The sequence below is a fragment of the Caballeronia sp. GAWG1-5s-s genome (assembly GCF_023631445.1).
In the GTDB taxonomy this organism is placed as follows: domain Bacteria; phylum Pseudomonadota; class Gammaproteobacteria; order Burkholderiales; family Burkholderiaceae; genus Caballeronia.
The window spans coordinates 24414-51211 of the sequence record NZ_JALQDC010000041.1; the positions used below are offsets into that span (position 1 = coordinate 24414).

The 26798-nt window shown below is 61.5% G+C and carries 29 protein-coding genes; 18 read left to right on the forward strand and 11 right to left on the reverse strand.

Features of this window, described 5'->3' with window-relative positions; genetic code table 11:
- The first annotated feature begins 100 nt into the window (after positions 1 to 100).
- The 12 genes from NCR34_RS26455 to NCR34_RS26510 all read left to right on the forward strand — a co-directional run bounded on the left by NCR34_RS26455 (position 101) and on the right by NCR34_RS26510 (position 6700).
- Positions 101 to 832: an SDR family oxidoreductase gene (locus tag NCR34_RS26455; protein ID WP_248324126.1), complete on the forward strand. Its 732-nt coding sequence runs from the start codon at positions 101 to 103 to the stop codon at positions 830 to 832.
- Between the two features lie 108 nt (positions 833 to 940).
- On the forward strand, positions 941 to 2134 hold the full coding sequence (locus tag NCR34_RS26460; RefSeq protein ID WP_248324127.1) for an MFS transporter: 1194 nt from the start codon (positions 941 to 943) through the stop codon (positions 2132 to 2134).
- 46 nt (positions 2135 to 2180) lie between these two features.
- A complete protein-coding gene (locus NCR34_RS26465) occupies positions 2181 to 3041 on the forward strand; it encodes an HAD-IA family hydrolase (protein ID WP_250501283.1) in 861 nt (286 codons plus the stop codon).
- A 650-nt stretch (positions 3042 to 3691) separates the two neighbouring features.
- Positions 3692 to 4093, forward strand: coding sequence for a hypothetical protein (locus NCR34_RS26470; RefSeq protein WP_248324109.1), 402 nt, complete (start codon positions 3692 to 3694; stop codon positions 4091 to 4093).
- Between the two features lie 219 nt (positions 4094 to 4312).
- The gene (locus NCR34_RS26475) at positions 4313 to 4609 is read left to right on the forward strand and encodes a hypothetical protein (RefSeq protein WP_248324110.1); all 297 of its coding nucleotides are present in this window, start codon (positions 4313 to 4315) and stop codon (positions 4607 to 4609) included.
- Positions 4593 to 4814 (forward strand): 3'-5' exoribonuclease, encoded by a 222-nt coding sequence (locus NCR34_RS26480; protein WP_248324111.1) that lies wholly within the window; start codon positions 4593 to 4595, stop codon positions 4812 to 4814. Before NCR34_RS26475 ends, NCR34_RS26480 begins: the two co-directional genes overlap by 17 nt.
- A 30-nt stretch (positions 4815 to 4844) precedes the next feature.
- Positions 4845 to 5012 carry a hypothetical protein gene (locus NCR34_RS26485; protein ID WP_250501284.1) on the forward strand — a complete coding sequence of 56 codons (168 nt, stop codon included), beginning with the start codon at positions 4845 to 4847 and terminating at the stop codon, positions 5010 to 5012.
- 200 nt (positions 5013 to 5212) lie between these two features.
- On the forward strand, positions 5213 to 5359 hold the full coding sequence (locus NCR34_RS28280; RefSeq protein ID WP_350029462.1) for a nucleotidyltransferase: 147 nt from the start codon (positions 5213 to 5215) through the stop codon (positions 5357 to 5359).
- A 184-nt stretch (positions 5360 to 5543) separates the two neighbouring features.
- Positions 5544 to 6095 (forward strand): hypothetical protein, encoded by a 552-nt coding sequence (locus NCR34_RS26495; RefSeq protein WP_248324112.1) that lies wholly within the window; start codon positions 5544 to 5546, stop codon positions 6093 to 6095.
- Positions 6092 to 6280, forward strand: a complete 189-nt coding sequence (locus NCR34_RS26500; RefSeq protein WP_248324113.1) for a hypothetical protein — start codon at positions 6092 to 6094, stop codon at positions 6278 to 6280. The genes NCR34_RS26495 and NCR34_RS26500 overlap by 4 nt, the downstream gene beginning before the upstream one ends.
- A gap of 15 nt (positions 6281 to 6295) precedes the next feature.
- Positions 6296 to 6499 carry a hypothetical protein gene (locus tag NCR34_RS26505; protein ID WP_248324114.1) on the forward strand — a complete coding sequence of 68 codons (204 nt, stop codon included), beginning with the start codon at positions 6296 to 6298 and terminating at the stop codon, positions 6497 to 6499.
- 15 nt (positions 6500 to 6514) lie between these two features.
- Positions 6515 to 6700, forward strand: coding sequence for a hypothetical protein (locus NCR34_RS26510; RefSeq protein WP_248324115.1), 186 nt, complete (start codon positions 6515 to 6517; stop codon positions 6698 to 6700).
- A 459-nt stretch (positions 6701 to 7159) separates the two neighbouring features.
- Here NCR34_RS26510 and NCR34_RS26515 read toward each other — a convergent pair whose 3' ends face one another.
- The 3 genes from NCR34_RS26515 to imuA are packed head-to-tail and all read right to left on the reverse strand — an operon-like array spanning position 7160 to position 12466.
- Complete coding sequence (locus tag NCR34_RS26515) at positions 7160 to 10321, reverse strand: error-prone DNA polymerase (protein ID WP_250501285.1); 3162 nt, start codon at positions 10319 to 10321, stop codon at positions 7160 to 7162.
- 20 nt (positions 10322 to 10341) lie between these two features.
- On the reverse strand, positions 10342 to 11829 hold the full coding sequence (locus tag NCR34_RS26520; RefSeq protein WP_248324117.1) for a Y-family DNA polymerase: 1488 nt from the start codon (positions 11827 to 11829) through the stop codon (positions 10342 to 10344).
- Entirely contained in the window at positions 11753 to 12466 is a 714-nt protein-coding gene (gene imuA, locus NCR34_RS26525; protein ID WP_248324118.1) for a translesion DNA synthesis-associated protein ImuA, read from the reverse strand. The genes NCR34_RS26520 and imuA overlap by 77 nt, the downstream gene beginning before the upstream one ends.
- Positions 12467 to 12749: 283 nt before the next feature.
- On the opposite strand from imuA, the gene NCR34_RS28285 reads away from it, so the two are divergent.
- The 3 genes from NCR34_RS28285 (at position 12750) to NCR34_RS26540 (ending at position 14421) form a co-directional block, all read left to right on the forward strand.
- Positions 12750 to 13094, forward strand: coding sequence for a hypothetical protein (locus NCR34_RS28285; RefSeq protein ID WP_350029463.1), 345 nt, complete (start codon positions 12750 to 12752; stop codon positions 13092 to 13094).
- Between the two features lie 53 nt (positions 13095 to 13147).
- The gene (locus tag NCR34_RS26535) at positions 13148 to 14119 is read left to right on the forward strand and encodes an SOS response-associated peptidase family protein (RefSeq protein ID WP_248324120.1); all 972 of its coding nucleotides are present in this window, start codon (positions 13148 to 13150) and stop codon (positions 14117 to 14119) included.
- Positions 14120 to 14199: 80 nt separating this feature from the next.
- Complete coding sequence (locus NCR34_RS26540) at positions 14200 to 14421, forward strand: hypothetical protein (RefSeq protein WP_206466678.1); 222 nt, start codon at positions 14200 to 14202, stop codon at positions 14419 to 14421.
- Positions 14422 to 14453: 32 nt separating this feature from the next.
- On the opposite strand, the gene ligD is transcribed toward NCR34_RS26540, so the two are convergent.
- Together ligD and NCR34_RS26550 are read right to left on the reverse strand one after the other, a co-directional pair.
- The gene (gene ligD, locus NCR34_RS26545; RefSeq protein WP_248324121.1) at positions 14454 to 16418 is read right to left on the reverse strand and encodes a DNA ligase D; all 1965 of its coding nucleotides are present in this window, start codon (positions 16416 to 16418) and stop codon (positions 14454 to 14456) included.
- Position 16419: 1 nt separating this feature from the next.
- Positions 16420 to 16707, reverse strand: coding sequence for a hypothetical protein (locus NCR34_RS26550; protein ID WP_206466676.1), 288 nt, complete (start codon positions 16705 to 16707; stop codon positions 16420 to 16422).
- A gap of 424 nt (positions 16708 to 17131) precedes the next feature.
- Here NCR34_RS26550 and yidD point away from each other — a divergent pair, with 424 nt between their 5' ends.
- Positions 17132 to 17614 carry a membrane protein insertion efficiency factor YidD gene (gene yidD, locus NCR34_RS28290; protein ID WP_350029464.1) on the forward strand — a complete coding sequence of 161 codons (483 nt, stop codon included), beginning with the start codon at positions 17132 to 17134 and terminating at the stop codon, positions 17612 to 17614.
- A gap of 331 nt (positions 17615 to 17945) precedes the next feature.
- On the opposite strand, the gene NCR34_RS26560 is transcribed toward yidD, so the two are convergent.
- The gene (locus NCR34_RS26560; protein ID WP_250501286.1) at positions 17946 to 18638 is read right to left on the reverse strand and encodes an SDR family NAD(P)-dependent oxidoreductase; all 693 of its coding nucleotides are present in this window, start codon (positions 18636 to 18638) and stop codon (positions 17946 to 17948) included.
- Between the two features lie 461 nt (positions 18639 to 19099).
- Between NCR34_RS26560 and NCR34_RS26565 the strand changes: the two genes are divergently transcribed.
- Positions 19100 to 20032: a LysR family transcriptional regulator gene (locus NCR34_RS26565; RefSeq protein ID WP_250501287.1), complete on the forward strand. Its 933-nt coding sequence runs from the start codon at positions 19100 to 19102 to the stop codon at positions 20030 to 20032.
- Here the strand turns inward: NCR34_RS26565 and NCR34_RS26570 are convergent.
- The 4 genes from NCR34_RS26570 to NCR34_RS26585 form a co-directional block, all read right to left on the reverse strand.
- On the reverse strand, positions 20009 to 20725 hold the full coding sequence (locus tag NCR34_RS26570; RefSeq protein WP_250501288.1) for an SDR family oxidoreductase: 717 nt from the start codon (positions 20723 to 20725) through the stop codon (positions 20009 to 20011). The genes NCR34_RS26565 and NCR34_RS26570 overlap by 24 nt on opposite strands.
- 91 nt (positions 20726 to 20816) lie before the next feature.
- Entirely contained in the window at positions 20817 to 21488 is a 672-nt protein-coding gene (locus NCR34_RS26575; protein WP_250501289.1) for a peroxiredoxin-like family protein, read from the reverse strand.
- 38 nt (positions 21489 to 21526) lie between these two features.
- Complete coding sequence (locus NCR34_RS26580; protein WP_250501290.1) at positions 21527 to 22303, reverse strand: enoyl-CoA hydratase/isomerase family protein; 777 nt, start codon at positions 22301 to 22303, stop codon at positions 21527 to 21529.
- A gap of 62 nt (positions 22304 to 22365) precedes the next feature.
- Positions 22366 to 22938: a carboxymuconolactone decarboxylase family protein gene (locus NCR34_RS26585; protein WP_250501291.1), complete on the reverse strand. Its 573-nt coding sequence runs from the start codon at positions 22936 to 22938 to the stop codon at positions 22366 to 22368.
- A gap of 784 nt (positions 22939 to 23722) precedes the next feature.
- Here NCR34_RS26585 and NCR34_RS26590 point away from each other — a divergent pair.
- Positions 23723 to 24748, forward strand: coding sequence for a chemotaxis protein CheB (locus tag NCR34_RS26590; protein ID WP_250501292.1), 1026 nt, complete (start codon positions 23723 to 23725; stop codon positions 24746 to 24748).
- Here NCR34_RS26590 and NCR34_RS26595 read toward each other — a convergent pair.
- The gene (locus NCR34_RS26595; protein WP_250501293.1) at positions 24741 to 25859 is read right to left on the reverse strand and encodes a sensor histidine kinase; all 1119 of its coding nucleotides are present in this window, start codon (positions 25857 to 25859) and stop codon (positions 24741 to 24743) included. The two genes, NCR34_RS26590 and NCR34_RS26595, sit on opposite strands and share 8 nt — an antisense overlap.
- Positions 25860 to 26798 lie beyond the last annotated feature (939 nt).

Sequence of the window (26798 nt, forward strand, 5' to 3'; positions counted from 1 at the left end):
TGCAGCCATGGAAAAGACATTCCACATATTTCAGTCTAATAAAAAATGCTGACCAGGACGAGACTTCTCTTCAAGCAGTTCAACTTCCTGGAGAGAAATCATGGCAAACAAAGTCGTCGTCGTTACGGGTGCTTCCAGCGGAATCGGTGAAGCCACCGCCAAACTTCTTGCCTCCAAAGGCGCCACTGTCGCGCTGGCCGCTCGGCGCATCGACAGGCTGCAACGCGTTGCCGCGGAAATCCTGGCGAAAGGCGGGCGAGTCTCGATCCACCAGGTGGACGTGACGGATCAGGAGCAGGTCAACCGCCTGATCAGCGACGTCGTATCGCAACATGGCCGCCTCGACGTCATGGTGAATAACGCTGGCCTGATGGCGATCGCGCCCCTGTCGCTGCGCAAGACCGACGAGTGGGACCGGATGATCGACATCAACATTAAGGGCCTCCTGTACGGAGTTGCTGCGGCGCTGCCGGTTTTCGAAAAACAGCAGTCGGGCCATTTCGTCAATATCGCGTCGGTCGTGGGCCTGAAGGTCTTCAGCCCCGGAGGCACGGTTTATTCGGGAACGAAGTTCGCGGTGCGCGCGATTTCTGAGGGTCTGCGTCACGAAGTGGGCGGCAACATCCGCACGACCGTCATATCGCCGGGTGCGATCGACACAGAACTGAAGTTCGGTTCGGGCCACGACGACAGCCGCAATTTTGTCGTCGACTTCTACAAGATGGCGATTCCCGCCGACGCGATCGCGCAAGCCATCGCTTACGCAATCGAGCAGCCCGGTTCGGTCGACGTCAACGAAATCGTGATTCGTCCCACCGTTCAGGACTTCTGAAGCGTGGCGCTGCGGTGGCTAAGCGCCGGCGGGCCAGAGAGGGATTCTGACCCGTTCGCGTGCCAGTCACCGCGAAGCCAGCCCAAAGCCTTCATCGAGGAGTTCATCATGCCCGCAGCCGTGTTTTCTCTCGCATTCGCCGCGTTCGCAATCGGAACGACGGAATTCGTCATCGTCGGCTTGTTGCCCGACATCGGAAGAGCGTTCGGCATCTCGGTGTCGACAGCCGGTTTGTTGGTGAGTTTCTACGCACTGGCCATTACGGTCGGCACGCCTGTGGTCTCGGCCATGACTGCGCGCTTGCCGCGCCGCGCATTGCTGCTTGCGCTGATGGCGTTCTTTACGCTGTGCAATCTGGCGGCCGGACTTTCGACAGACTTCCCAGCGCTGCTCGCGATCCGGATCGTGATGGCGGTCGCGCACGGCGTGTTCTTCGGCCTCGGTACAACCGTTGCCATGGCGCTGGTGCCGCCCGATAAGTCAGGCAGAGCTGTGGCGATCATGGTCAGCGGCCTGACGGTCGCGATGGTGACCGGCGTCCCTGGCGGAACGTGGCTCGGCGATCTGATGAGCTGGCGGCTGCCGTTCCTGGTGGTGGCTGCCATGGGCGCGCTGGCGACCATCGGTCTTTGGCGGCTTTTGCCCGCGTTTGCGGTCCAGCGCAGCGCCGGGACGGTTCTCTCGCAGCTCGCTTTGCTGAGGAGCCGGGCATTGATGCCGCTCTACGCGATCGCTGCGCTGGGCATGGGGGCGACGTTCGCGGTGTTCACTTACTTGTCGCCGCTATTAATTCATACCACGAGGTCCACAAGCGAAGGCGTAACCCTCGGGCTGATGGTATTCGGACTTGGCTCTGTAGTGGGGACGATCGGCGGAGGGCGTCTGTCCGACCGATATGGCCCGAAGGTCAGCATGAACATCGCGCTGGCCGGCATCGCGGCATCTGTTGCTGCCCTCTGGCTCACCGCACACCAGCCGGTGCTGGTGTTGGTCAACCTGTTCGTCTGGGGCGCGTTCGCCTTCGCCGTTCCTCCCGTGATGCAGGCTACTGTCGTGCTCGTGTCTCGGCGCGTGGCGCCGGACGCGGTCGGTACGGCGGCGGGGCTCAACGTCGCTGCGTTTAACCTCGGCATCTCTGGCGGGTCATTCATCGGCGGACTGACGCTGGCAGGCGTCAACGTCCTCACGACGGTGTACGCCGGCGTGGCTCTGGCGGCGGTCGGGCTCGTCGTCGTCGCGACATATCGATGGTCGGAGCGTACAGCGGCCATGCCTGCACGAGACGCACTAGCGCGGTGCTGAGCGTCAGACCAAATCGACGACACCGGACTATGCAACGAGAAACATTATGAATCTCTCGAAACCTCATGTACTGCAGCCCGGACGACGACGTTTCGTGCAGATCCTCGCATCGCTGCCGCTCGTTTCTGCCGCCTCACTCGCTCACGGGCTGTCACCCTCGCCGTCAGGAACTGAAATGACAACTGCACACGACACCATTCGACCCAAGGCCCTTGTCTTCGATATGCAAGGCACCGTCTTCAACTTCTACGATCCGATGTTGCATGAACTGGCCCGGCTTCCCGCTGTGGAGCCGCGGCTTCAGGACTGGTTAACTTTTCCGGGACGGTGGAGCGCTGCGGCACACGACGTTATCGTCGAGATCGCCGCGGGGCGCAAGGCATGGCAGCCCAACCGCGCCGTGTATGCCGGCGTGTTGCCTGCGTTGCTTTCGCGCTATCGAGGCGGCAATGCGCTTTCCCACGAGGACAAGACCCGCTTGCTCGACGTCTGGGCAGCGATGACACCGTGGAGCGATTCGCAGCCAGGACTGACAGCGCTGCGCAAGGCCTTCGTCGTTGCAACGCTGACCAATGCGTCGATGGCGGGAATGATCAACCTCGTCAAACGCGAAGGACTGCCCTTTGACGCGATCCTCACCGGCGAATTGGTGCACGCGTTCAAGCCTTATCTGCGTGTCTACCAGCTCGCGTCCGAGTATCTCGGCTTTGTGCCGGGCGAGATCATGCTGGTGTCTGCCCACAAGTGGGATCTGATGGCGGCCAAGCGGAGCGGCCTGCTCACAGCATTCGTTCCGCGTCCCTTTGAGAACGGTCCAGGGACGGAGGTCGACACCTTGCCGGAGCCATACATCGACCTTATCGCCTCCGACTTGCCACAACTCGCGTCGCTCCTGGATCGCGGTTAAACAGATCAGCCGGGCAACGATCACAAGCCTTGATACGCTAGTCACGCGGCCTACGGACGTCCGCTGTGGGTCGCCTTGCAGACATCGACCGGCGTTGGGCAGATGACGGCAACGGGTCGTGAAGGGAAATTCCCGGACTGCATGCAATGCCTATCGCCGGTATTTTTTCGACAGAACGCCAGCGGCGCTTCTCTGGTTGGTCAAAACCCTCTAGACGCTCCACGTTATTACTGGGCTTAAACATAGGATCAAACTGCATACGCAGATCTCCCGCGTCCAACTCTCGGACAAGACCGTACGCGTTCTTACTGGGCGCATGAAGCAGATCCGCGAGCTGCAGTGATTGCTGGGAAAAAAGACGGCGGAGGTGGTGGAAATCCTTCGGGAAGCAGTGGAGTGTGGTCGAGCAAAAATCGTCGACCGGCGCAAGATGCCCGCCGTCGAGACGATATGGCGCTTGTCGCTGGACTTCATGGGCTATTAGGCGGTGTGCCGACTGCGTGGTATAGCTCTGCGTGCCTGGCCGTCACTTTGCCGTAGCCGGCAGTACCCGACCCACGAAAAAGTAAGCAGTGAGCGCGAAAGCGACGCTCTTTGTCCCTATCGCCTAGTAAGCTCAGCACCCGGTGCAGCGAAAAAGGAAGGACCCGATGCGCATTATTTCGAGATTCCACGATCATTACGACGGTTCGTCTCGATGGGATGAAAGCGAATGCGTGTACAACCGCGAGTTTCGCGAAACGCAGTTTGCGCCGGGAGGCCTGCCGCAGCCCTGGGCGGAACTTGTTGACCACGAACTTTCGACGTTAGAGCGGCTTCCGCTATTGGGAGAGGCTGAGTCCTTGCGCTCGTTCTTCGTCATGGTCGCTGGCGACATCTACCCCGCCTTACAGATGCTCCAGTGGCGGCGTACGCTCAAAGGCGAATTAACAACTAGCTTAGAGTCGTTCTACGACGCCGGTAGCGCGCTGGCAGCGATTCGTGCACACCCGGATCCCGTCCTACGCGGTGGCCCAATGGCCATCTGGACAATTGTTTTGACCGGTCGTTGACGATCGTTTTGGCCGGTGGTGAGGAGTCGAAGGGCGGCGCAGTCGCCGTAGACGATGAGAACCGGCGGCGCCGGTTGATTGCGGCGGTGGCGAGCACGATAGACCCGAAGAGGATGGCATGTCTCCCCTGCCAGATGCAGTATTCGAACAAGCCGTGTACATCACCTCCACACGTAAGCTCAATCTTTAACTGACCGCTCTGGTTTGGAGGAAGGTGACATGCTTCAGGACGAACGGCGCGCGGCGCTGTCTGCGGTACCCGTAATCGAGCGCGCGGGCCGCGCGTATTACGTCCGTATGGCTGACATTCCGCCGCCGTGGGAGGCAGCGTTTCGCGCGGCGCTGCGCGGCTCGGCCTGCCCCGCGATCGACGGTGAAGGCGAATGCGCGTATGCGTGGGATTGGCACGACTGGCTGAACGGGAGCTTCCCGCGCCAACCGTTGAAAATATGCGCCCGGGAGGGCGTGATGGTAGACACAGATAAAGGGAGGTCCGCTCATGCGTCTTTTCGTTGATACCGAGTTCACTGATTTCATCGACTGCGATCTGATTTCGATTGCGCTCGTTGCCGAGGATGGCCGGGAATTCTATGGAGAGCGCTCCGACTACGACGATTCGACCTGTACTGCGTTCGTGCGCGAGGCAGTGATACCGCAACTCGGGCAGCATCCGGGTCGGGTCTTCACGCGCGATGGGTTGCGCGCCGATCTGCTCGCCTAGCTAGCGCTGTTCGACGGCGAGCAAGAGCGCATGCTGTGCTTCGACTATGCAGTCGGCGACGTGCCGGCTGGCTGGTTGGCCTGTCACATCGGCAAAGCGCTGCGCCCGGAACGCGCCGAAATGTACTTTCGCGAGCATGGCGGCCGGCATCACGCACTGCACGATGTGCGAGCAAATCGATACGCGATGCCGGATTGACCTACATGGCCCGGATTGATGCAGATACCGAATGGGCGGTCTGTTCGCCAATTTATGGCGTTCATCGCTGACCGTTACGATGCGGCTGGTGCAATCTTTTTAGAAGCGGTGCTCGCGGCACGCATCGTCCTGGTAGCGACGCGGACGTTGCGGTGCTGTTGCGAGGAGAACATCAGCGCTTTCTAGAGACGAAGCTCGATATGGCGGACGTTGCTTTGGATGTAATGCTGGATACCGGCATCCGCATTTCTCCGCTGCCAATCTGGGTCGATGAGTGGGAGCACCCCGAGAACTATTCGAATCCCGCTTTGCTCCGAAACATCGATCGTGAGGGCGTCCGGCTGTGAGCAATTCGAAATCGACCAAGGCTCTCATGGCGGGACCCAGCTAGACCATGAGAGGCGCTGCAGGCTCGACATTCTTCGCCCCACCTCCCCGACATCGCGACGGTTGACGCACGCCGCGCGAAATCGTGCTTTCGCCACGTCTGCGCGGCGCGTATCCTTGTATCAACGGGGCAAGGAGAGAGCGATGGACTTCGCCAAGATGATTGAATACATGCGGAGCGCGGAATTCAAAGAGCGCTTTGAAGCGGCCGTAGCGGCAGATGATCGCGACTTCGGGGATTGCGCCGAAGAGGTCGCTGACGAAACGCGCGAAGCCCTTGATGGCGTCGCGTTCAGGCCGCTCGATGAAGAACTCTCATCAGCGACAGCCGTTCTCAACGAGATCCGCGCTAGCGGTCGGCACCAAGCGCTTTGCACGGAGTTAGACGAAGTGTCGCGGTTCCTATCTGGTTCGCTTCAGGTATATGCGGCGACGATCGCAACGGCCACCGCGCTGCTGCTTGCAAAGACCGCGATGCCAGGCGAGGAAGCCAAGTTTCCGGCCGAAGTTCACAGGAAGTTCGCGCCAGTACGCGCATTACCTGTCTTGGTCGAATTGGCGTCTTGCCTGATCGACGGCGAGCTAGCTAGTCGCGACTCAATACGCGACCAAGCCATCATTGACGATGCGCTGTTCAGCCGGCGCATCCGCGCAATTCGGCAGGTTATCGATGGAATCGATGTGAGGCAGCTATGACGGAAGATGAGCGGATCATGAGTGAAGAGACTGCGAAATGCCCGTTAACGCAGGCAAAGCGGGCGCGGCAGAAGCGCAGCCGCGAACTGGTGGAAAGCGGGCAATGCACGCCCGAATCGATGTTTCTCATCGCGCCCGAGATCGCTCGCACGCTTGTTTTGACGCGGCGCACGGACGACTTTTGATCGAGGCAACGAACGATGACGGGAGACGAAGGCCGATCGATGACAGATGCCGAGGCAGAAGAGGCCGAGAAATGTCCTTTGATGCAGGCGAAGCGGGCAAGGCAGAACCAGAATCGTGATGATGTGCGGGCCGGACGCCGGACGCCGGAATCGATGACCTTCGATCCCGAAGAGGCGCGAAGAACTTTCGTTCTCAAACGGCGATCAGGGGACTACTGAGCCGAGCAACAAACGATGAAAAACGAAGACCATGCAATGACGGCCGCCGAGGCCGATCCGCTATTGCAAACAAAGCGCGAGCGGCAAAAACAGGATCGTGATGATGTGCGGAGCGGCCGACACACACAGGCATCGTTATTGTTCGATGCTGATGACGTTCGTAGAAATTGGGTGATCAAACGCCGATCGCAAAATTATTGAGCCCTTTCGTCAGATGCGGACGCGCCTAGTGTTGATGGCTGAGAGGCGCCAACGGGCCGGTCAATTTCACCCATTGGTCAACGCAGAATGCTGTCGTTCAGTGATGTTCTGGGTCAGGATGGTGGAGGACGGTGACGGTCCGTCGTCGCGCCAATGCATTACCGGTTCGCACCGTTGCTGTATCCCAAGGGAAGTCGGCGAAGCCGATTCCGACTTGATCGTTTTTTTCCCAGCGCTATGCAACTAATCGTCTCCGCCGCCATCCATCCAAGGATCGCTTCGCCATTAGTGCGCGACCAGAAGAAGACGTCGAGATCGCGGTGTTTGACGTGCCCGGCGGCGTCGCGGGCGAATTTTTAGATGACCGCTGTAATCTCTAGCCGCCGTAGACGTCCCACCGGGTCGATGGGCGACAATGGGTCGCCAAGCGCCGGTCGCGCACGCGCGAAGACCTACGCCTTAGCAGAAGTTCTTGCTAACCGCCGTCAGTCCACCAAGAAGATGCGACATGTCGACAAGTCGCTGTGCGACCAGGTGGCGGACTTCACCCTCGCATTGCCATGTGCCATACACCGCGAGCAATGACGCGCCCAACGCTTCACGCCGCTGCTTTTCAAGCAGGGAGGGCCACACAATGACGTTGATGTTGCCCGTCTCATCTTCCAGCGTCACGAACATGACGCCCTTCGCGGTGCCGGGCCGCTGCCGGACGGTCACGAGCCCGCATCCTCGCGCAAGACGCCCGTTCCGGTAGGTACGTAGCGTCGACGCCGGCACGAGCCGCTGTTCGAGCAGCACCGGCCGCAGCAGCGACAACGGATGACGCCCGAGCGTCAGGCCTGCGGAGTTGTAGTCGCTCACGATGTCTTGCGCTTCCGACGGTGCCCCCAGCGTCGGCGTTTCATCGTCGACGCGCGTATCGGCGAGCATGTCCTGGTCGGGCACCGCGGCAGCCGACTGCCATAGTGCTTCCCGACGATTGCCTGCAAGCGACTGCAAAGCATTGGCCGCGGCAAGGACCTGCAGGTCGCGGCGGTCGAGTTGTGCGCGTCGCGCGAGGTCGCTCACGCTTTCGAACGGCTTCACCGCTCTGGCCGTTTCGATTCGCTCGGCCGCGCCTTCTCGCATGCCCTTAAGCAACGACAACCCAAGCCTCACGACAGGCTTCTGCCGACCGGGGCGCTTTTCGAGCACCGAGTCCCACCCGCTGATGTTGACGTCGATCGGCGCCATCTCGACTCCGTGACGACGCGCATCCTGCACGAGCTGAGAGGGCGAATAAAAGCCCATCGGCTGCGAGTTGAGCATCGCGGCCAGAAAGGCGGCCGGCTCGTGACATTTTAGCCAGCTGCTCGCATAGACGAGCAGAGCGAAGCTCGCCGCATGACTTTCCGGAAAGCCATATTCGCCGAAGCCCTTGATTTGCTCGAAGATGGCTTCGGCAAAGGCTTTGTCGTAGCCGCGCTGCTGCATGCCGTTGACGATGCGGTCGTAATACTGCTGCAGGCCGCCCTTGCGCTTCCAGGCTGCCATCGCGCGCCGCAACTGGTCGGCTTCGCCCGGCGTGAAGCCGGCTGCGAGAATCGCGACCTGCATCACCTGTTCCTGGAAGATCGGCACGCCGAGCGTGCGTCCCAATGCAGTTTCCAGCGCCTCGCTTGGATACGTGACCGGCTCGAGCTTCTGCCGTCGCCGCAGGTAAGGATGGACGGCGCCGCCTTGAATCGGCCCCGGGCGCACGATGGCCACCTCGATCACGAGATCGTAGAACTCTCTTGGCTGCATGCGCGGCAGCATGCTCATCTGCGCACGCGACTCGATCTGGAAGACGCCGACCGTGTCCGCACGACAAATCATCTCGTAGGTGGCCGCGTCCTCCGCCGGAATGTCCTGCATCTCGAAGCGCTCGCCGCGTTGCTCCGAGACGATATCGAGCGTGCGTCGAATCGCCGACAACATGCCGAGCGCGAGCACGTCGATCTTCAACAATCCCAGTGCTTCGAGATCGTCCTTGTCCCACTGAATGGCGCTCCGATCCGGCATCGCCGCGTTTTCGACCGGCACAAGACGCGTGAGCTTGCCACGGCTAATCACAAAGCCGCCCGAGTGCTGCGATAGATGTCGCGGAAAATTCAGTATCTGCGCGGCAAGATTCGCCCACATGGCGATGAGCGGATTGGCCGGATCGAGCCCGGATTCTTCGAAGCGACGCAGCAGGTCTTGCGAGTGATCGAACCACTGGTGGCTCTTGGCGACCTTGTCGACGATCTGGGGATCGATGCCGAGCGCCTTGCCCGTCTCTCGCAGCGCGCCTCGCGGACGGTAGGTCGACACCGCCGCTGCAATGGCTGCGCGGTCCCGCCCGTACTTGCGGTAGATGTACTGGATGACCTCTTCCCGCCGCTGATGCTCGAAGTCGACGTCGATATCGGGCGGCTCGCCGCGCTCCTTGCTGATGAAGCGCTCAAACAGCATGTTGCCGCGCGAGGGATCCACCTCCGTGACGCCCAGGCAATAACAGACCGCGCTGTTCGCCGCCGACCCGCGCCCCTGACAAAGGATGTGCTGGCTGCGGGCAAAGCGCACGATGTCATAGACGGTCAGGAAGTACGCCTCGTAGCGCATCTCCCGGATCAGTTGCAGTTCGTGCTCGACTTGCTGCTGCACATTGTGCGGAATGCCGGCAGGGAAACGGCGGTGCGCGCCAATGTAGGTCTCTTGCCGGAGATACGCCTCATGTGTGTAGCCCTCGGGAACCAGCTCGTCCGGATACTCGTAACGCAATTCATCCAGCGAGAAGGTACAGCGCGCCAGTACCTTCAAGGTCTCGGCGAGCGCGTGCGGCGGGTAGAGATTGGCAAGCCGCAACCGCGAACGCAGATGCTGCTCCGCGTTGGGCGCGAGCTCGTAGCCGCATTCGGAGACAGGCTTGCCCAGGCGGATGGCGGTCATCGTGTCCTGCAGGGGCTTTCGTGAGCGCACGTGCATCACGACATTGCCGGTGGCCACGACAGGCACGTCGCTGCGCGAGGCGACGTATTCGACTACGCCGCGATGGATGTCATCCATCGCGCGCTGATGCAGCGTAAGCCCGACCCACGCACGAGCGGGGAACGTCTGGCGCAACCAATCGAGTTGCGCGGCGAGCGCTTCTTCCTTCGCCGGAAAGTCCGGCACCAGAATCGCCAGGCAGTCGGGCATGCCTTTCAAATGCGCGTACTCCGGGTCAGGCCGCGCGAGATCGTCGGGCGTAAGGAGATAGCTGCCTTTGGCCGCCCGCATGCGGGCCAGCGTAATCAACTCGCACAGGTTGCCGTAGCCCTCGCGGTTCTGTGCGAGCAGGATGAGACCGAAGGCGGGCCGCTTCTCTGCGCCATGACTTGCATGAACCAGGCGAAAGTACGAGCCGATGATCAGCGGGAGCTTCTCTTCCTTGGCCTGCACATGCGCGCGCACGACGCCCGCGACCGAGCACTCGTCGGTGACGGCCAGTCCCGCGTATCCGAGTTGTGACGCACGCAGCACGAGCTCTTCACCGTGCGAGGCGCCATGCAGAAACGAGAAGTTGGTGAACGCGAAAAGCTCAGCGTAGTCGGGCAGGGCCGACGAGGGAAAGTCCACAATGCCACCTGCTTATCCGCTTATCCAAAGAGCCCGTGAAGAAACCAGCGCGTTTCTTCACTCGTGACGCTCGGCCGCTCACGGTAGATCCAATAGCAGCTTTTATCGTCTGCTTCGGCGACGAAATAGTCGCGCGTGACGAGCGCCCCGTCATGCCAGCCGGCTTCGATCCGCTCGCCGGTCGAAACGAGCTTGAGCGGCGAGCCATAGAACGGGCGATGGTTCTTGACCATCAAGCGCAGGGGCACATGCAGCAGCCAGGTCGGTCGCGGAAGATCATCGGGCGCGGACACGGTTTTGGGGCGGCCATTCGGCCCGTTCTTCGAACCGTTCTGGACCGGCACCCACTGGTTGGCGTGCTCGGGACGATGGTCAGGCGCAGGCGCTGGCCGCAAGACGTTCTCGGCGCCCAGGCGGGCGGCCAATAGTTCAAGCAGCCGGTTATGGTCCTGCGCCGATCCGCCGGGCTCCGGAAAGAGCGTATCGCTGGGCGGCTCGGCCGCCTGCACGTCGGCGGCAGTCAGGCGCACGGCGATGACCGCGGCTTGCAATTCCGTGCGTCCGAGCCGTTCCTTAAGAAGACGAACCAGATGCTCTTCGTGCCAGGTTGGCTCGGCCAGCGCAAGATCGATGAGCGTCGGCTCGATGGCCTGTCGTCCGCGCTCGTGCTCCAGCGTGACGGTCGCGTGCGTGAGCGCGAGTTGCTGGGCGGCGAGCCACCCGCACAATTGCACGACGAGCCGCCGCGCCGAGAAAAGGATGGCTTCGGCGTGCTCGACGCGGTCGGGCAACTCGACGCGCGCGCTGAAAGTCGGTGGCAATTCAAGCCACTCGTGTAGTTCGGGAGCCAGCCCATAGGCCCGGTCAAGGGAATCGAGTAGGTCCACGCCACACCTCTTCTTCAGACCTGCTCGAGGCAGGCGTTGGATATCGCTCAGCACACGGCAGCCGAGCCCGTTGAACCAGTCGGCGAAGCGGCGCAGCTCCGGCACGACCATGAAGGGCAAGCCGCCTAGCTGACGTTCGAGCGACTGCACCTTCAGCACGCGCCGGCGGCCGGCCTTGGCAAGCAGCCAGGCGCCGCGTCCCGTGGGGGCGACGCTCATACCCGCCGTCACGCCAATCGCACTGACGACTTCCCGGATTTCCTTGCATACACGCAGGATGCCGCCAAAGAGGCGCAGGCTCGCGGTGACTTCCACGACGATGGTCTCTTCTTCGCACACGGCCACCTGCGGCGAGAAGCGCAGCAGCGCAATCGCAACGTCGCGCTGCATGTCTTGCTCGCGTTCCGCGCTGCGGTCAAACATGAGCGCATCAGGCGCGAGCGTCACAACTCCGCCACGCTTCATCCCGACTCGCACACCCGCGTCTCTGGCTACCGCATCGAGCACGATGACCTTGTCGCGCTCGAGCACCACGCGCCCGTGCTCAGACGGAGGCGACCACCTCGGTCGAAATACCTCCAGCGAAAGCCGGGGCAAGTGAATGGCGACGAACACGGCCATAGGAACTCAGCAGGATCGGCGACGGTTGTAGGGTGACGGACAGTTGCTCAGTCTGGGCGGGACCGCGTCGTTTAATGATGTCGACCGCGATCCCGCCCTCTGCCGGCCTCACACCGAGACGTAGCGTCGCCGGTGACGCGTCCTGGGCGCTGGCAAGCGGTCGCACCAGGACCAGCAACGTCTCGGTCGCTTGGGCCACCAGATGCAAGCGTCGCAGTGCCTCCGAGCGGATGTGCTGTTGCCAGAGGAGCAGCGCGCCGCAGGTGCCGGCCTGCAATACGCGCTCGGCGCACCACAAGGCGTCGGCGGCCTTCGACGCACGCAGCCACATCAGCTTGTCCACCGGCACACCGAGATAAGAGAACGCCAGCGCATTGGGCACATGGGGCGCCTGCAGCAGCACGACAGGCCGCTGACTCAGACGGGTGAGTGCCGGGCGCATCAAGCGCATTTCGCCGATCCCGGGTTGCTGGACTAACAGCTCCACGAGCGCACCGAGTGGCCAGCCGCCGCCGGGAAGTTCCGCCGACAAAGCTGCGTAGCCGGTGTCGACGGTTTTTCCGTAGGCGCGCGCGAGCTGCGAGCCGCGCCACAGCGCGGGGTGGATGGACTCGACGTGTTTGGGCAGGGCGGCCATTTTGCATAAGTACTGTATGGATGTACAGTACTTTACATCGAAAACGGCAACATGGCATTGCGCCCTTTTTGTGGCCGCGAGACGGCAGGGTGGCTATCCTCTAGCTCATTGCGGTGAGGGGCCGCGCATCGTCGGTGTGGTATCCCCGACAGAGTCCCGGGCCGTGCCCGCCGGTGGAAGCGAGCGACCCCCGTTGATTCCGGCGCATGTGTCCGCAGTTGCTGGTGACGACGGGTGCGTCCGATGTGGACCACAATGAATTAAAGGATGAGAGACTCGACGTATGTCTGAACCGGATAACCACGAAGTATCGGAAGCTAGGGCGGAACTGCTGTGCTTTCTAGTCGCAACTGTCGCGGCCTCGTATTCGCTGACGCACGAGTGGCGAGTCGACCACGTGGTGGAAAGTTGCCGAATCTGGCTTCGACGCAATCAGCTTCACATGGACTGGCTTGAACGTGTGCGTCTCGGACAATTGGCGCTCAAGATCGCGAGGCGAGACCTAAAAGGCGCCGGCATTGCGGTGCGGCAGTCGAATGTCCAGGCGCTCTTCACGGGCGACATGCAACTCAACTATTCCTGCACCGTCATCAAGAAGATGCTGGCGTTGTGCAAAGAGGCTCTGTGAAGGGCCGGCCGGCCTGAACCAATACCGCGAACATTGAACGAGGAACTTCCCGCATGTGCTACTCCGCGCAGATCCAGGCCGACTATCGTCGCTATGTGAAGATGTTCGGCGCACAGATGGACATCCGCGAGTTCGCGCGCCTCTTCTGGGAGCGCGCGGAGGGCAGCAAGGCCAGAATTCCTAAAGCGGTGGAAGATGCGTTCCGTGAGCCCGCGACCGACGACGAGCGTCAGATCAAGGCGTTCATCGACCGGTACAACACGGAACAGACGACGAAGCTGGAGCAGGAGGTCTTCAAGCAGCGCACCCGACTCGCAGATGCGGAGCGCACATTGCAGACGAAGACCACTAAGGCAGCAACCGAGAGCAAGCGCATCGCGACCGACAAGATCGAAGCTGCGTTGCGTCGCCTGGCAGATATCAACCGCATTGAGCAAGAGCCGCGTGATTCACGCATCTTCCCCGGCTACTACGCGCCCGTCCTCGTGGTCGAAGATGGGCAGTACGTGGTCAAGCCGATGCGCTACCAGTGTCGCATTGCAGGTAAGCCCGCGAACTATGACATCAAGTACCCGGGCACGTACAACGCGCGGCGCGACAGTCTCGACAAGTTCTGGAAGCCGTGCTTCGGCTACACGCACGGCTTGCTGCTGGTCGACGTCTTCTATGAGAACGTCACGCGCGCGAAGTGTGAGAACACCTTGTTTGAGAAGCACGACGGACCGCAGGCGCCGGGCGAGAACGTCGTCCTGGAGTTTCGACCCGATAACGGCCAACTGCTGATGGTCGCCTGCCTGTGGTCGAAGTGGACGGCGCCGGGTCAGCCGGATCTTTTGTCGTTTGCTGCGATTACGGACGAGCCGCCTGCTGAAGTCGAAGCCGCCGGTCACGACCGCTGCATCGTGCCGATCAAGCAGGAGAACGTGGACGCTTGGCTGAATCCCCAAGCCTCCAATCTTGCCGCGCTTGATGCGATTCTGGAAGATCGCGACCGACCGTACTACGAGCACCGGCTAGCAGCATAAATCGCCGCAAGCGGGCGATACGTGCATCCCTCGGAACACCTCTTGCTCGTCCATCGTTATTCTTTACTGAGGAGGCAGCGATGGCAGGCGACAATTCGTATAAGCCCGGTGAAATCGTCAAGGTGTCGGGCATTTACTCCGTGGTCCATGAAGATGGGAAGGATACGTTCGAAGTCACGTGTGTCGAAGGCGAGCACTTTCCTCCGACGCGCAGCGGCAAGGGTGCCCACTATGAACTGAAGTACGGCGCTACCCACTCGCACAAGCACAGCGACTTGAAGGGCACCGAGGCGCGTAGCTAATGTCAGAGCCGCTGAGTGAGACTGCGACCCGTCTAGCGCTTTAGGCCGACTGCCCGGCGCATCGCGGCGGTAATGCCTTGCCGCGTGCGCCAGTAGCCTTCCCAGGGGTCTGCTGCGAGCGTGCGTTGCCGATGTATGGCTTGCGCCATTGTCCACTGGTCGCCGCTCTTGACGTCGTTCAACTCATCCCATGAGATCGGCATCGACACGGCCATGCCGGGGCGAGCCCGCACTGAGAATGCGGCGACCGTGCTGGCGCTTCGCCCGTTGCGCAAATAGTCGATAAAGATCTTGCCGACGCGATTCTTCGGGCCCAGCACCGCTGAAAAGCGTTGCGGTACCACGCGGGTCATGTGCTGCGCCACCGCCTGTGAGAAGAGCTTAACCTCATCCCATCGTTGTCGGCGGGTGAGCGGCACGACGATGTGAAAGCCTTTGCCGCCGCTCGTCTTGGCGAATGAGCGCAAACCCAGCTCATCCAGTACCACCTTGACGAGCGAGGCGGCTTCGAGCATCGCCGACCACGGCAAAGCTGGGTCGGGATCCAGATCAAAAATGACACGGTCAGGATGTTCGAGATCGGGCGCCACGCCATTCCATGACTGAATCTCCACGACGCTCATCTGCGCGAGTCCGACCAGCGCGTCGGCGGTGTTTGCGACCAGCAGCGGCTTGTGACCCGGATACAGACTGACGGGCAACTCTTCAATGCCGGGGATGCGCGCGCGCTCGGAGTGCTTCTGGAAAAACAGCTCGCCGGCAATGCCGTCGGGCGCACGCACGAGGGCAAGCGGTCGGTTATGCAGGTAGGGCAGCGCCCATTCGGCGATGGCGTCGTAGTAACGCACCATGTCAAGCTTGGTGCGGCCTGAGGCCTGATCCATCACGCGCTGTGGGTTGCTAATCTTGATGTCGCCGACGACGACCGTGCCGCGCGGACCTGGACGTTCGCGCGTCGATCCGATCGCCTTGGGGGCATCAACCAGCGGATCGGCGATCACCTTCTCTTCTGTCACCGCGCGGGCCGGCTTGTCTTCGCACAGCGCATGAAAGACAGGATGGCGAATTTCGCCGTTGGGCGTCCATTCGAGAAACGCGACCTCCGCCACGATCTCAGGCTTAAGCCAGTAAAATTCGCGGTCGCGCTCGGGTTGGGGCGCGTTATAGAAGGCAGGTTGAGCCTGCTGCAAAGCCTGGGCGCGCCTGCTGAATGCAGCACTTCGCGCGGGCGCGAGGTGAGGCGCCACATGGCCGGCATACCGGAAAGCGCCATCTGGCTCGTAGACGCCGAGCAACAAGGAACGCACGCCTGATTTCGCGCCTCTCAACCGCGAGAAGCCGCCGATCACGAACTCTTGTCTGAGGTTGCACTTCAGCTTTATCCAGTCGTTTGAACGTCCGGACCGGTACGGCGCGTCTGCCCGCTTGCCGATGATGCCTTCCAGCTGCATCTTGCAGGCGGAGGCTACGAGTGAGGCTGGATCTGCCGCAAAATCGTCGGAATAGCGAAGGAGCGGACTCTCGACGCTTTGCATCAATTTCTGAAGGATGGCCCGCCGAGCCCGCAACGGCTGCTCCCGGAGATCGGTGCCGTTGAGCCACAGCAGGTCGAAGACGTACAGAACAATGTCCGCCGTGCTTCGTCGGTCAAAGGCGTTCTGGAGGGAATTGAAGTCGGGCTTGCCGGCAGCGTCGAGCACCACCGCCTCACCGTCGATCCACGCGCTTTCGACGGGCAGCGCCTCAAGTGCGGCACGCAACCGCGGCATGCGGTCCGTCCAGTCGTGCCCGTTTCGGGTAATCAGCTGGACCTCTGTCCGCTCGATGCGCGCGAGCATCCGGTAGCCGTCGAACTTGATCTCGTAAGACCAGTCGCCTTCCGCAGGATGACGTTCAACCAGCGTCGCGAGCTGCGGCTCGATTAGCGCAGGCATTTCGCCCGGCGGTGTGTCCGGCGCGCGCACGCGCGTCGCGCGCGAACCGCCCCAGCGCCCCATCTCAGTCCTCCGAGCCCGGTGGCAAGTTACCGCCGCCATCGTCATCATCGCCGCTCAAGAAGAGATTCGGCGGATGAAGCGCCTGCGTCGTGTCAATCCCAGCCATCTGAAGGGCTGCATCGATGCATTGAAGTTCGCGATGGAAGCGCATCTGCCAGCGCGACGGCGGTTCATCATCGCCTAGCACCGTCATGCCGTTGTGTATGACAAGGGCATATCGTGCAACCAGCAGCGCATCGACGAGCTGCGCTTCGCGTTTGGCTTGTTCTAAGAATGTAGTCGCTTTCATGGCGTCGCATCCTCCGGACTCCATGGCGCAAGCGCTGCGCCCGGGTTGCTGTTGAGCGCCAAGGGTCCATAACGGGCCATGCACCGTTATCGGCTCTGCCCGCTCAACGGAGCGGGCCTCATTTGAGCGTCGGTTTGCGTCTACGAGTCGCAGTTGCCGTCCCGCAGCTAGGCATCGCCGCATAGGGACGACTTCAGCGCCCGTTCCGCCGGGCAGCGCGATCTTCAGCGACTGCGACAACCGGCAAGTTTCTACCATTCACCTGCGCATTGCCGCGTTGGTCTCTAGTGGGCTAGCGGTCCAAGTCCAGGACCAGCCGGTTGAGCCGACGACCAGCGCTCAAGCAAAGTCGCTTCGCAATAGAAAGGCGGCCGGATGGGTATGCGATCTGCTCTTTGCCCCACAACGCTTCCAGGGAACGCCCATGCTGACCTCAGTGGTTTTGAAAGGTATTCGCCTCTACCAGCGCTACGTTTCTCCTCGCAAGGGCTTCGCATGTGCGTACCGCATCCACACCGGTGGGCAGAGTTGTTCGAACTTTGGCTTTCGGGCGATTGAACGGCACGGGCTGACGCGGGGCCTTAAGCTCCTCCGGCGGCGCCTTGATCTCTGTGCGTGGCATCACTACGGAGAGCGCAACGTCGGACTCGCAGGTCGCCCGGCCGTTGTACGCCAAGCTGGATTCGTCTACATAGGTGGCGATGACGGCTGCGCGCCTGGTTGTTCGCTTGGCGAATGCGGCTTCGCCGAGAACTGTGCATGTGACGTCTGCGAGATCGGTGCGTGTTGGGTCGCGCTCAGTACATGCTCCGGCGGAGCCTGCGGAGGCGGTCGCCAGCGCGAAGCTTGGCGGCGAGATGCACGCGCCCAGCGCCGCAGCCGCTACGGTCCAGGTCGGCATTGGTAATTCGACAGCCGTTCAACTGAAGACTGCCGAGAGTCGCTAACGGCGGATCAGCCGGCAAGGGCGTGGGGCGGCTCGCGGCCATTTTCGGCCGGTCGCCCCTCTCGCGAAGTCGGCCGTTCGAACGGCTCCTTCCCTGCTGATGGCGGCCGCTCAATGGCTCGGGAAAATGTAGCCTTCATGGCACGTCGCGTCCGCCCCAGGAAGGTGTGCTCCTGGCGCTGCTCCGGTCAGCGAGGACGCAAATCGAGCACTAGTGCGCGCTTGTCTCGGCCATCACCTATCGTCAATCTGGCGCGAAAGGTCAGCTACCGACAACTTGCCAGCAAACGGACTACCACGGAAGCGTCTCGCCACGGTAGTTGTAGTAATGAAGTCCTGCTTTGCCCGACGACGCGGCTATCTGATCCACTATTCCGGGGATGCTTTCATCAATGCTCAGGGTCGCATCGGCGCCGCCCATGTCCGTCCGAACCCACCCAGGATCGACCAGCGCGAGGCTTTGGGAAGCGCTCGCGTGGCGCACGGCAAAGGAGCGCATCAGCATATTCAAAGCCGCCTTGCTGGCGCGATAGACTTCCCATCCACCGCTTTCGTTCAGTGTCACGCTCCCAAGACTTGAGGACATAACCGCTATCGTTCCTTGTTCTTTCACCTTGTCGTACAGCCGCTCAATGATGCGGATCGGACTCAACGCGTTTGTAACCATTAAACGGCTGAAGTCCTCGGTGGTAACCTCGTCCGCTCGATCCTCTGGACCAAGAGCGATACCAGCATTGACATACAGGACATCAAACTCGTGAACAGGCAGTCGGTCCGCGAGGGCCTCAATATCAGAGCTTTCAGTGACGTCCATCTGCTCGACACGTATCTGCCCCGGAAACGCCTGTTTTATGCGATGCAGCGGCGTATTGCCACTTCGTACGGTAGCGACGACGTTCCAGTTTCGCGAAAGCCACTCTTGGGCGAGTGCGAAGCCTAGTCCACGTGATGCACCAATGATCAAAACTTTGTTAGAACTCTTCATGTATCGATTCCTCCGACATTAAGAATGTTGAGATGGCCATTTCAAGACCTAAAGCAACCGCTGCCGCACTTGGTTTGGCTATCGGAAAGTATGTTGGACACCTCGCACCGCATGCAATCGCCGGAGAGTCATAAGATATATGCGGCCGAGTAATGACGGGGCCTGTCGCCGCTGCCAAAATCTTTCCTCGTGAGGAAAATCGGGTCGCGGCGGCGAGCGGACGGCCACAAGCCGATGTTCGCGCCGATCACGGGAGCCTATCGAATGACGGGCATGCATCCGTTGCGGCGGGGCCGGTTTATTAGGGGAGCGCTTTCGTGAACGGAAGTCAGATGACAAAGACCGATCATCGGCAATTTCACCGATCCGATGTTTTGACGCGCTAGACTCCCCCTGAACACATCTCAGCCAAAACTCAACCGCAACAGGGACTTTCACGGTCCGCAAGGAAAAGCAACGGCATGGACCGGATGGCAGCAATGGAAACGTACGTCAGCGTGGTGGAGGCTGGCTCATTCTCGGCGGCCGCCAAGCGGCTCAAGCTCGGTCAACCGGCGGTTTCGAAGTCGATTGCGCAACTCGAAGAGCGGCTCGGCGTGCGGCTGCTGTTGCGCTCTACGCGCGGCCTGACGCCCACCGATGCAGGTCAGCGCTTCTACGAACATGCCAGACGCGCAATCCAAGAGGTAGACCTCGCCGAGCATGTCGCGCGCGACGCGACGACCGGGCTATCTGGAGTGTTGCGCATCAGCGCAGCCGTGACCTTTGCGCGGCTGCATATCCTTCCGGCGCTGAAGACGTTTCTGGACCGGCACCCTAACCTGCAGATCGATATCGTGCTGGACGATCGCACCATCGACCTGCTCGAAAAGGGCGTGGACGTGGCGCTGCGCATGGGCTCGCTCGACGATTCGACGATGACCGCACGGCGCGTAGCGCAAAGCCGTCGGCTGGTGGTTGGCACGCCTGCGTATCTCGCCGAAGCGGGCGTGCCCAAGACGCCTGCGGAGCTTAGCCAGCATCAGGTGATCGTATATTCGTTGCGAGGCGGTGGCGAGTCGTGGGCGTTCAGCCAGCAGGGAAAGGAAGTGGCGGTGGTGGTGTCGGGGCGCGTCAGCGTGAGCGCCGCCGAGGGCATGCGTACGACCTTGCTCGGCGGCATGGGCCTGGCAATCGCGTCTGAATGGATGTTCTCGCCGGAACTCGCCGACGGCACGGTCCAGGCGGTATTGACCGACTGGGAATTGCCCCCAATCGACCTGTGGGCAGTGTTCCCGGCCGGACGCCTGGTGAGTGCGAAGGCGCGTGCGTTCGTCGCCTTCGTGGAGGAGGTACTCGGTGCCGCAGGCACCGACACCGGCAGCGCGCCTTTAGAAAGCCAGCTTGCCGATTGATGCACCGCCGTCGACGTAAAGCGTCTGACCGGTCATGAAGCCGGCCGCGTCGGATAGCAGAAACGCGATCGTCGCGGCAATTTCATGGGGCTGGCCGAAGCGCCCCATCGGAACTGCGGACAGATAACGCTTCTCGCCCTCGCTGCCGGGGGGATTGTTCGCGCGAAACAGTACGGTCTCGGTCGGGCCAGGCGCGACGGCATTCACCGTAATGCCCGTGCCCGCCAGTTCCAGCGCCCACGAACGCGAGAAACTTACCAGCGCGGCTTTCGCCGCTGCGTAGGCCGTGCGTTGCGTCATGCCGAGAATCGTCAGACTGGAAATGTTCACGACGCGTCCCCAGCCGCGTGCCTGCATGCCGGGAAGCAGCGCCTGAACCGTTTGCACGGCAGGGTGAAGATTCAGCGCGAGAACGTCGTCGAGATCGTTTAGCGTGACTTCTCCGAGACGCTGCGGCCTGACTAATGCGACGTTGTTCACCACGCCATCGAACGCGTGACGTCGCACGAGGTCATCGAGTACCGCACCGGTTGCGGCACGGTCGGCCAGATCGACGCGGACCAGTTTGCCCGGAAAATCCCTTGCTTCGCGCGCGAGACCCACCACGTGGTGGCCATCGGCAATCAGCCGTTCTGTCAACGCGAGGCCAATGCCTTTAGTCGCGCCGGTGATGAGAACTGTACGTTGTGTCATCAAATGTCCTTTAAGAACCGGAAGGAATCGAAAAGCCGCGCCGGGTTCTCCGGGCGCGCCAAGGCTGTTGCCCGGCGTTGAGCGGTAAGGCTCAGGCGTTGGCCGTCGCCTTTTCCAGAACCGAAAACATGTCCGATGGATCGGGACGACGCGTGTAATCCGGGTTGACCTCCGAATACAGCACAATGCCATCCTGTCCGATGACGTAACGCGCGGGCATCGGCAAGGTCCAGCTCGGGTCGTTATTGAACGCGGGCAGATCGTTTTTCAGGTTCTTGTACAAGTCGACCAGATAGTCGGGCAACGCGAAGCGCAATCCGAAGTCCATGCCCGTCTGACCGTTCACGTCGCTCAGCACCGGAAAGCCCAGTTCGTTGGTGCGCACGGACTTGCGGCTGTTGACCGGCGTTTGCGGAGAAATCGCCACGACGTTCGCGCCATAGGCCTGAATCTGCGGCAGCACCTCGTTGATGGCCTGCAATTCGATATTGCAATACGGGCACCAGACACCGCGATAGAACGTCACCACCAGCGGACCCTTTACCAGCAACGCAGCGGACGACACGTCATTGCCATCCTGATCCTTGAGGTTGAAATGCGGGGCGCGGTCGCCGGCCTTGATCGCGCGGCCCGCTTGTCCGCTGGCAATCAGTTCTGCTGTGGCGCGTTCCATCACCGGATGAATCTCCGCAGGAGCGTTGAAGGGCGGCTTGCCAGCCTTGAAGTCGGCCCGGAATGCGTCGAGTTTGTCTTGCAGTGACATGAGTGTTCTCCGTCGAAAGGATTAAAGGAATAGTGGGTTCAGGCTGCGTTCTGTGCTGCTGCGAAGCGAGCCACTTCGGCCGCCGTGATGCCTTCGAGCGCTAGGCCGTAGCCGATGCCTTCGTCGATCACACGCCGCAGACGTTGAGTCAGGCCAATGCGGGTGTATTTGGTGGTGAGCGGGGGCTGTTTTGCGATCGTCGCGGCGATGTTGTGCGCACGTTCGAGTAACTGATCCGCAGGCACGATCTCATTCACCACACCCAGCGACTTCGCCTCTGCAGCGTCGAGCTTTTGCTGCGTGAGTACGAAGTACCGGCCGCGAATGCTGCCGATCATTTCCGGCCACAGCAGATGCACGCCGTCGTTTGGAGCAATGCCGAACGCGGCGTGCGGCATGTCCTCGAACACGGTCTCGGGCGTCGCCACCACGATGTCGCACAGCAGGACATATTCCGAATGCAGCAGGACCGGGCCGTTGAGCGCAGCGATCATCGGCACTTCGATGTCCAGGATGTTCATCAGGATCTTGCGGCCTTCGCGGAAGATCTTGTCGTAGCCACGCGGCGTGAAGAACTCGAAACCTTCCGGCGAGATCGCGTCCATGAATGCGTCGCCGCTTCCTGTCAGGATGACCACGCGGTTATCCGGATCTTCACCGATCTGATGAAACATATCGGTGAACTGCTCATGCGTGTGGCCATTGAAGACGAGCTTCTCGCCTTCGGTATGGAAACGGACTTCCAGCACGCCGTCCGGTGTACGGGTCAGGCGTGCGTTGGGATAGGCGTTTTTATAGCGGTCGAACGTGGACATGGCGGTCTCTCGGCGAACTTCTATATGGGTTGGACGGAGCCGTAAGGGCTCCCGTGGACGGCTTAGGCTGCAGCAGCGACAGCGACCGGTTTGGTCCACTCGTTACCAGCCATGAAGCCGTCGAGTTCCGTGTGGACGATGTGGTTCGTGTAGTTGCTCATCACCTTGGTCGCCACGCCGAGGATCACTTCAAGGACGTTCTGACGGGTGTAGCCGGCGGCGAGAAACGCGTCGACATCGGCGTCCGGGACGAAGCCGCGCTCACGCACCACGAGGGTCGTGAAGCGATGCAGCGCTTCTAGCTTTGCATCGGGTAGCGGTGTGCCGGCGCGCAGTGCCGCGATTACGCCTGCGCCCATCTTGATCATCTTTGCGAGCGTGCTGTGACCGGCCATGCAGTAGTGGCAGTTATTCTCGAAGTTTGATGTGAGGTAGACGACCTGCTGTTCGTGCGGCGTAAGCGTGCTCTTCGAGAACAGGTCCCACAGCGCTGAGTAACCGGCCAGCAGCGCGGGCGACTCCGCCATATGCGCCTGCAGGTTGGGGACGAAGCCAAAAGCGCGCTTCGTGTCATCGAGAACGGCCTTGGAGGCGGGCGGTGCGGTGTCGATCGTGTAGGTTTGGAAGTTGCTCATCGTGTTGCTCCTGTTAGCTGACGGTGAGCAAATGATGAAGCTCAGCGCTTCTTCGAAGAAGGCAGGCGCCGTCGATAACAGTCATTCCTAGGAGGCATAAAGCGATGGGCATCGAAGCGGGTAGACCGAAAGACACTGACGGTCCCCGCACCGGGAAGAATCGTTCAGGGTTCGATCGACTGCCTCCTGTCATTCGGCGTTGGTATGGGACGAGCTGCTTCCACTTCGAAAGCGGACGCACAACTCGCGGGGAGCCATTGGCTGCTTCGGGTCGGCTAGCGCCGAACGCATCGGGCGGCACGCGGCCACGGGCTGACGTTCGCAACCGTCGCCGATCCGGCATTCAGATGGCCGGATCTCGTTCGCAATCGGACGCCCGTTGAGGCAGAACTTTGATGGTCCATCGCTGTTGGAACCGAGAGGTGCGACAATTTAGGGGCGCTTTAGCGCTGATCGAACGAACTCGCGGTGGACCCTTCGCAACGGCCGCAGCATCGATCAGTATCGGAGGAGCGGGCTATGGCTAACTTGCAAGCACTGGACGAACCGGTAACCGGTGTGCCAATCGTCGGATCGCTCGCATGGACCGGAACGGCGTTTTAATAGGCCCAGCCAACGAGCTACGGGAGACCATGCAGGCAACGCTTGCGATACTAAGGGCGGACATGGAACTTTTCGAGAAAACGTCGCCTGGAGGTCCGGCTGGCCTGACCCGCAATGAACACCATTACATGATGGCGTTCCGTACGCCTGGACCGCACGGCGCGCCCACAGGACACACGTCATGAATTCAGCGGACGCCGAGCTGACCCCCGAGGCCTCGAAATCACTTCGCCCTCGCGACATCGTCGTGGTCGGCTCGTCTTTGGGTGGTGTCGAGTCGCTGCCGGAGTTCTTCTCCCACTTTCCCGCGGAGATTGCAGCCGCGTTCTTTGTCGTCCACCACCTAGGAACGGGGTACCGTGGGCAGCTTGACCGCCTGATTGGGCGACGCAGTCGCTTGCCGGTGAGCTTCGCGGCAGACGGCGAGTTGGTTGAAACCGGCCGGGTCTACGTTGCGCCGCCCGACGCGAACATGACATTGGAGCGGGGCCGCGTCGTCGTTCAGCCGAGCCCGCGTGAAAGCTATCACCGTCCCTCGATTAACGCTTTGTTTCGATCGGCGGCGGTGGCCTACGGGCGGCGCGTCGTCGGCGTCGTGCTCACTGGGACGATGGAGGACGGTGTCGCCAGGTCGTGGGAGATCTGGCGTCGAGGCGGCCTCATTGTCGTCCAGGACCCGGCCGAGGCCCAGGCGCCGGATCTGCCAACGCGCGTCCGGGAGACAGTCCCTGTGGACTACACGGCGCGGTTGGCCGACATTGCCGAGTTGCTGCTGGACTTCGCCACCCGCCCGCGCCTCGCGCCTCCGGTGGCCGGCGACTTCCAGGCGCGGGTGATGATCGTCGAAGACGAGCGCATCGTCGCGAAGAGCCTCGAGAACGATCTTCACGCGCTGCACTACGACGTCTGCGCGTCGGTCATGACGGGCGAGGCGGCGGTCGAAGCGGCAGGGCGAACCCTACCCGACTTGGTTCTGATGGACATCCGCCTCTCCGGTGCGATGGACGGAACGCAGGCCGCGTCGCTGATCTGGGAGCGCTTGCAGATTCCGGTCGTCTACCTGACTGCCTACGCGGATGCCGAAACGCTCGCGAGCATCAAGCGCACCAACGCCTACGGATATGTGATGAAGCCCTATGAGGCTGCTGAAGTACATGTCGCGCTGCAACTCGCGCTCGAACGGCGCGACCGGGAGCAGATCACGTAGCGGCGCGTGTCACGGTGACCCGCGTTCCGCGCCCCGACTCGACGCGAACTTGTGCTCCGATCTGTTCCGCGAGTAGGTGCACCAGTTGCATGCCCAAGGTGACCTTCGATTGTTTCCCGCCAAGGCCGACACCGTCGTCGGACACGCTCAGCAATTGCGCATGCTCGTCGAGCGTTGCAACGACGGTGCCTGTGCGGCCATCCGGGAAGGCGTGCTTCAGGGCATTGCTGATCAACTCGTTCAGTATCAGCCCGCACGGCACTGCCAGCTCAATGTCCAGGTTCGACGATGCAATCTCGAGCTGCAGGCGCACGCGCTCTCGGTCGACCCCGTACACGGCCAGGAGGTTCTTCGCGAGCTCGGTGGCGAACTCCGACATGTCGACACGCGCGAGATCAGCGGAGCTATAGAGCGTCTGGTGAATGTCGGCAATGGCGCGGATGCGCCCGCCCATCTCCGAGAGTGCCGTCTGCGCAGCCTCGTCCGTAACGTGCTGGGCCTGCAATCGGAGCAACGCGGCGATCACCTGCAGGTTGTTCTTCACGCGATGATGGATCTCGCGTAACAGCGTCTCTTTCTGCAGGAGCGATTCGCGCAGCAGCTCGTTGGCATGCTCAATTTGTCGTGCGCGCATGTACAGGTCGCGTTCTAGGCGCTCTTGCACGTCCCGGCTCGAATGCTTTAGCCGGTGGAGCTCGGTGACGTCGACGACGCGGTGGATGATATAGCGCACGCATGCGCGATCGTCGAGCACCGGGAAATTGGCCGGCTGCCAATAATGCTCCGCAAAGGTGCTCCCCGAGCCGGTGTCGTTCGGCTCGCGGATGTCGTACTTCTGCACGGCCATGAAGTGAGCCACGCCGCTGCGCAGCACTTGCACGAACGAGGCCTTGAGATTGCTCACTCCCGTCGCGTCAATCTCGTCGGGGTTGTCCGGAAAGACGTCGAACATGGGACGACCCAGGATGTCCCGCCGACGGGTCATCGTCGCTTTCAGGTACGCATCGGCGACCGCAATGATGCGAAAGTCCCGATCCACCACGAGGTACGGATCGGGGCTTGCCTGAAAAAGAGCTTCAAAGTCCGGCAGGGAGCCATCGATGCTTTCCATTCGCTTCTCAGTCAATGTCGAATTAGGAGTCACTGCTGTGCGGTTCATTCAGGTCGCCAGGAGCCGTGTCCTCCTGCCATCGGGTCGGTGCCAAGGAAACACTCAGTCCAATGTTGCGCTGATGTCTGCTCAAGGGCAACCCGCCAGAGAAAGACAACGCCCGCGCAACGTCGTCAAGACTCGTTCGCCGTTCCCGGAAGCCGACGTTCGACCACGCCGCATCACGAACGTCAGCGACGCGGCGCGTTACAGCCGCGCGGCGGATGAAGGGTGAGCTTCGGCGATGGCCTACGACGCGTCGACGACTCCTCTGAGAGCAAGCGGCTGGTGTACTTGCACAAGAGACCCTCAGCGTCCCGAATGTTCAACGGCCGAAGAGGTCGGGTGCGGTCCCCTCCTCGTGAGACGGCTCCCGACCAATGATGCGACGCTCGTTCAGCGTCGGAATATGGCTGGAAGTCGGCGCCTCTGGGTCATCGGCCGTGCGGGAATAGGGCAACGCCGAAAGGTTGGCGATCCCCCGGCGGTGATATCGACTAGGTCCGTTTCACGTTCAATCCTTAGCCGGTGCGATCCAGCCTTCTGGCCTCGGGGTGTCGCATCGGGTCGACTTCGGCGCATCCCCTCGGGCGGCCTTTGGATCGTCTATGATGACTGTCCTGCACACGTATGCCGGGAATACATGAAGTACGCCTGCCCGGCCGCGTGTCTTCGCCCTGCCTTCTTAAGCGGACGGCGGACAGCGGCCAGCCGCTCGCAGATTACTTCGCCGCTTTCTGCCCCACCCGACCTACGATCGTCAACAGACGACGACTCTTTCATGCACGATCATCAATCGACTAGCAACGCGCTAGAACAAACCCTTCGAAAAAGTGGCATTGATGCGATAGGCCATGCCGGCTGGGGAACGCACTTTTGCCACTTTTACGAAACGCGGCA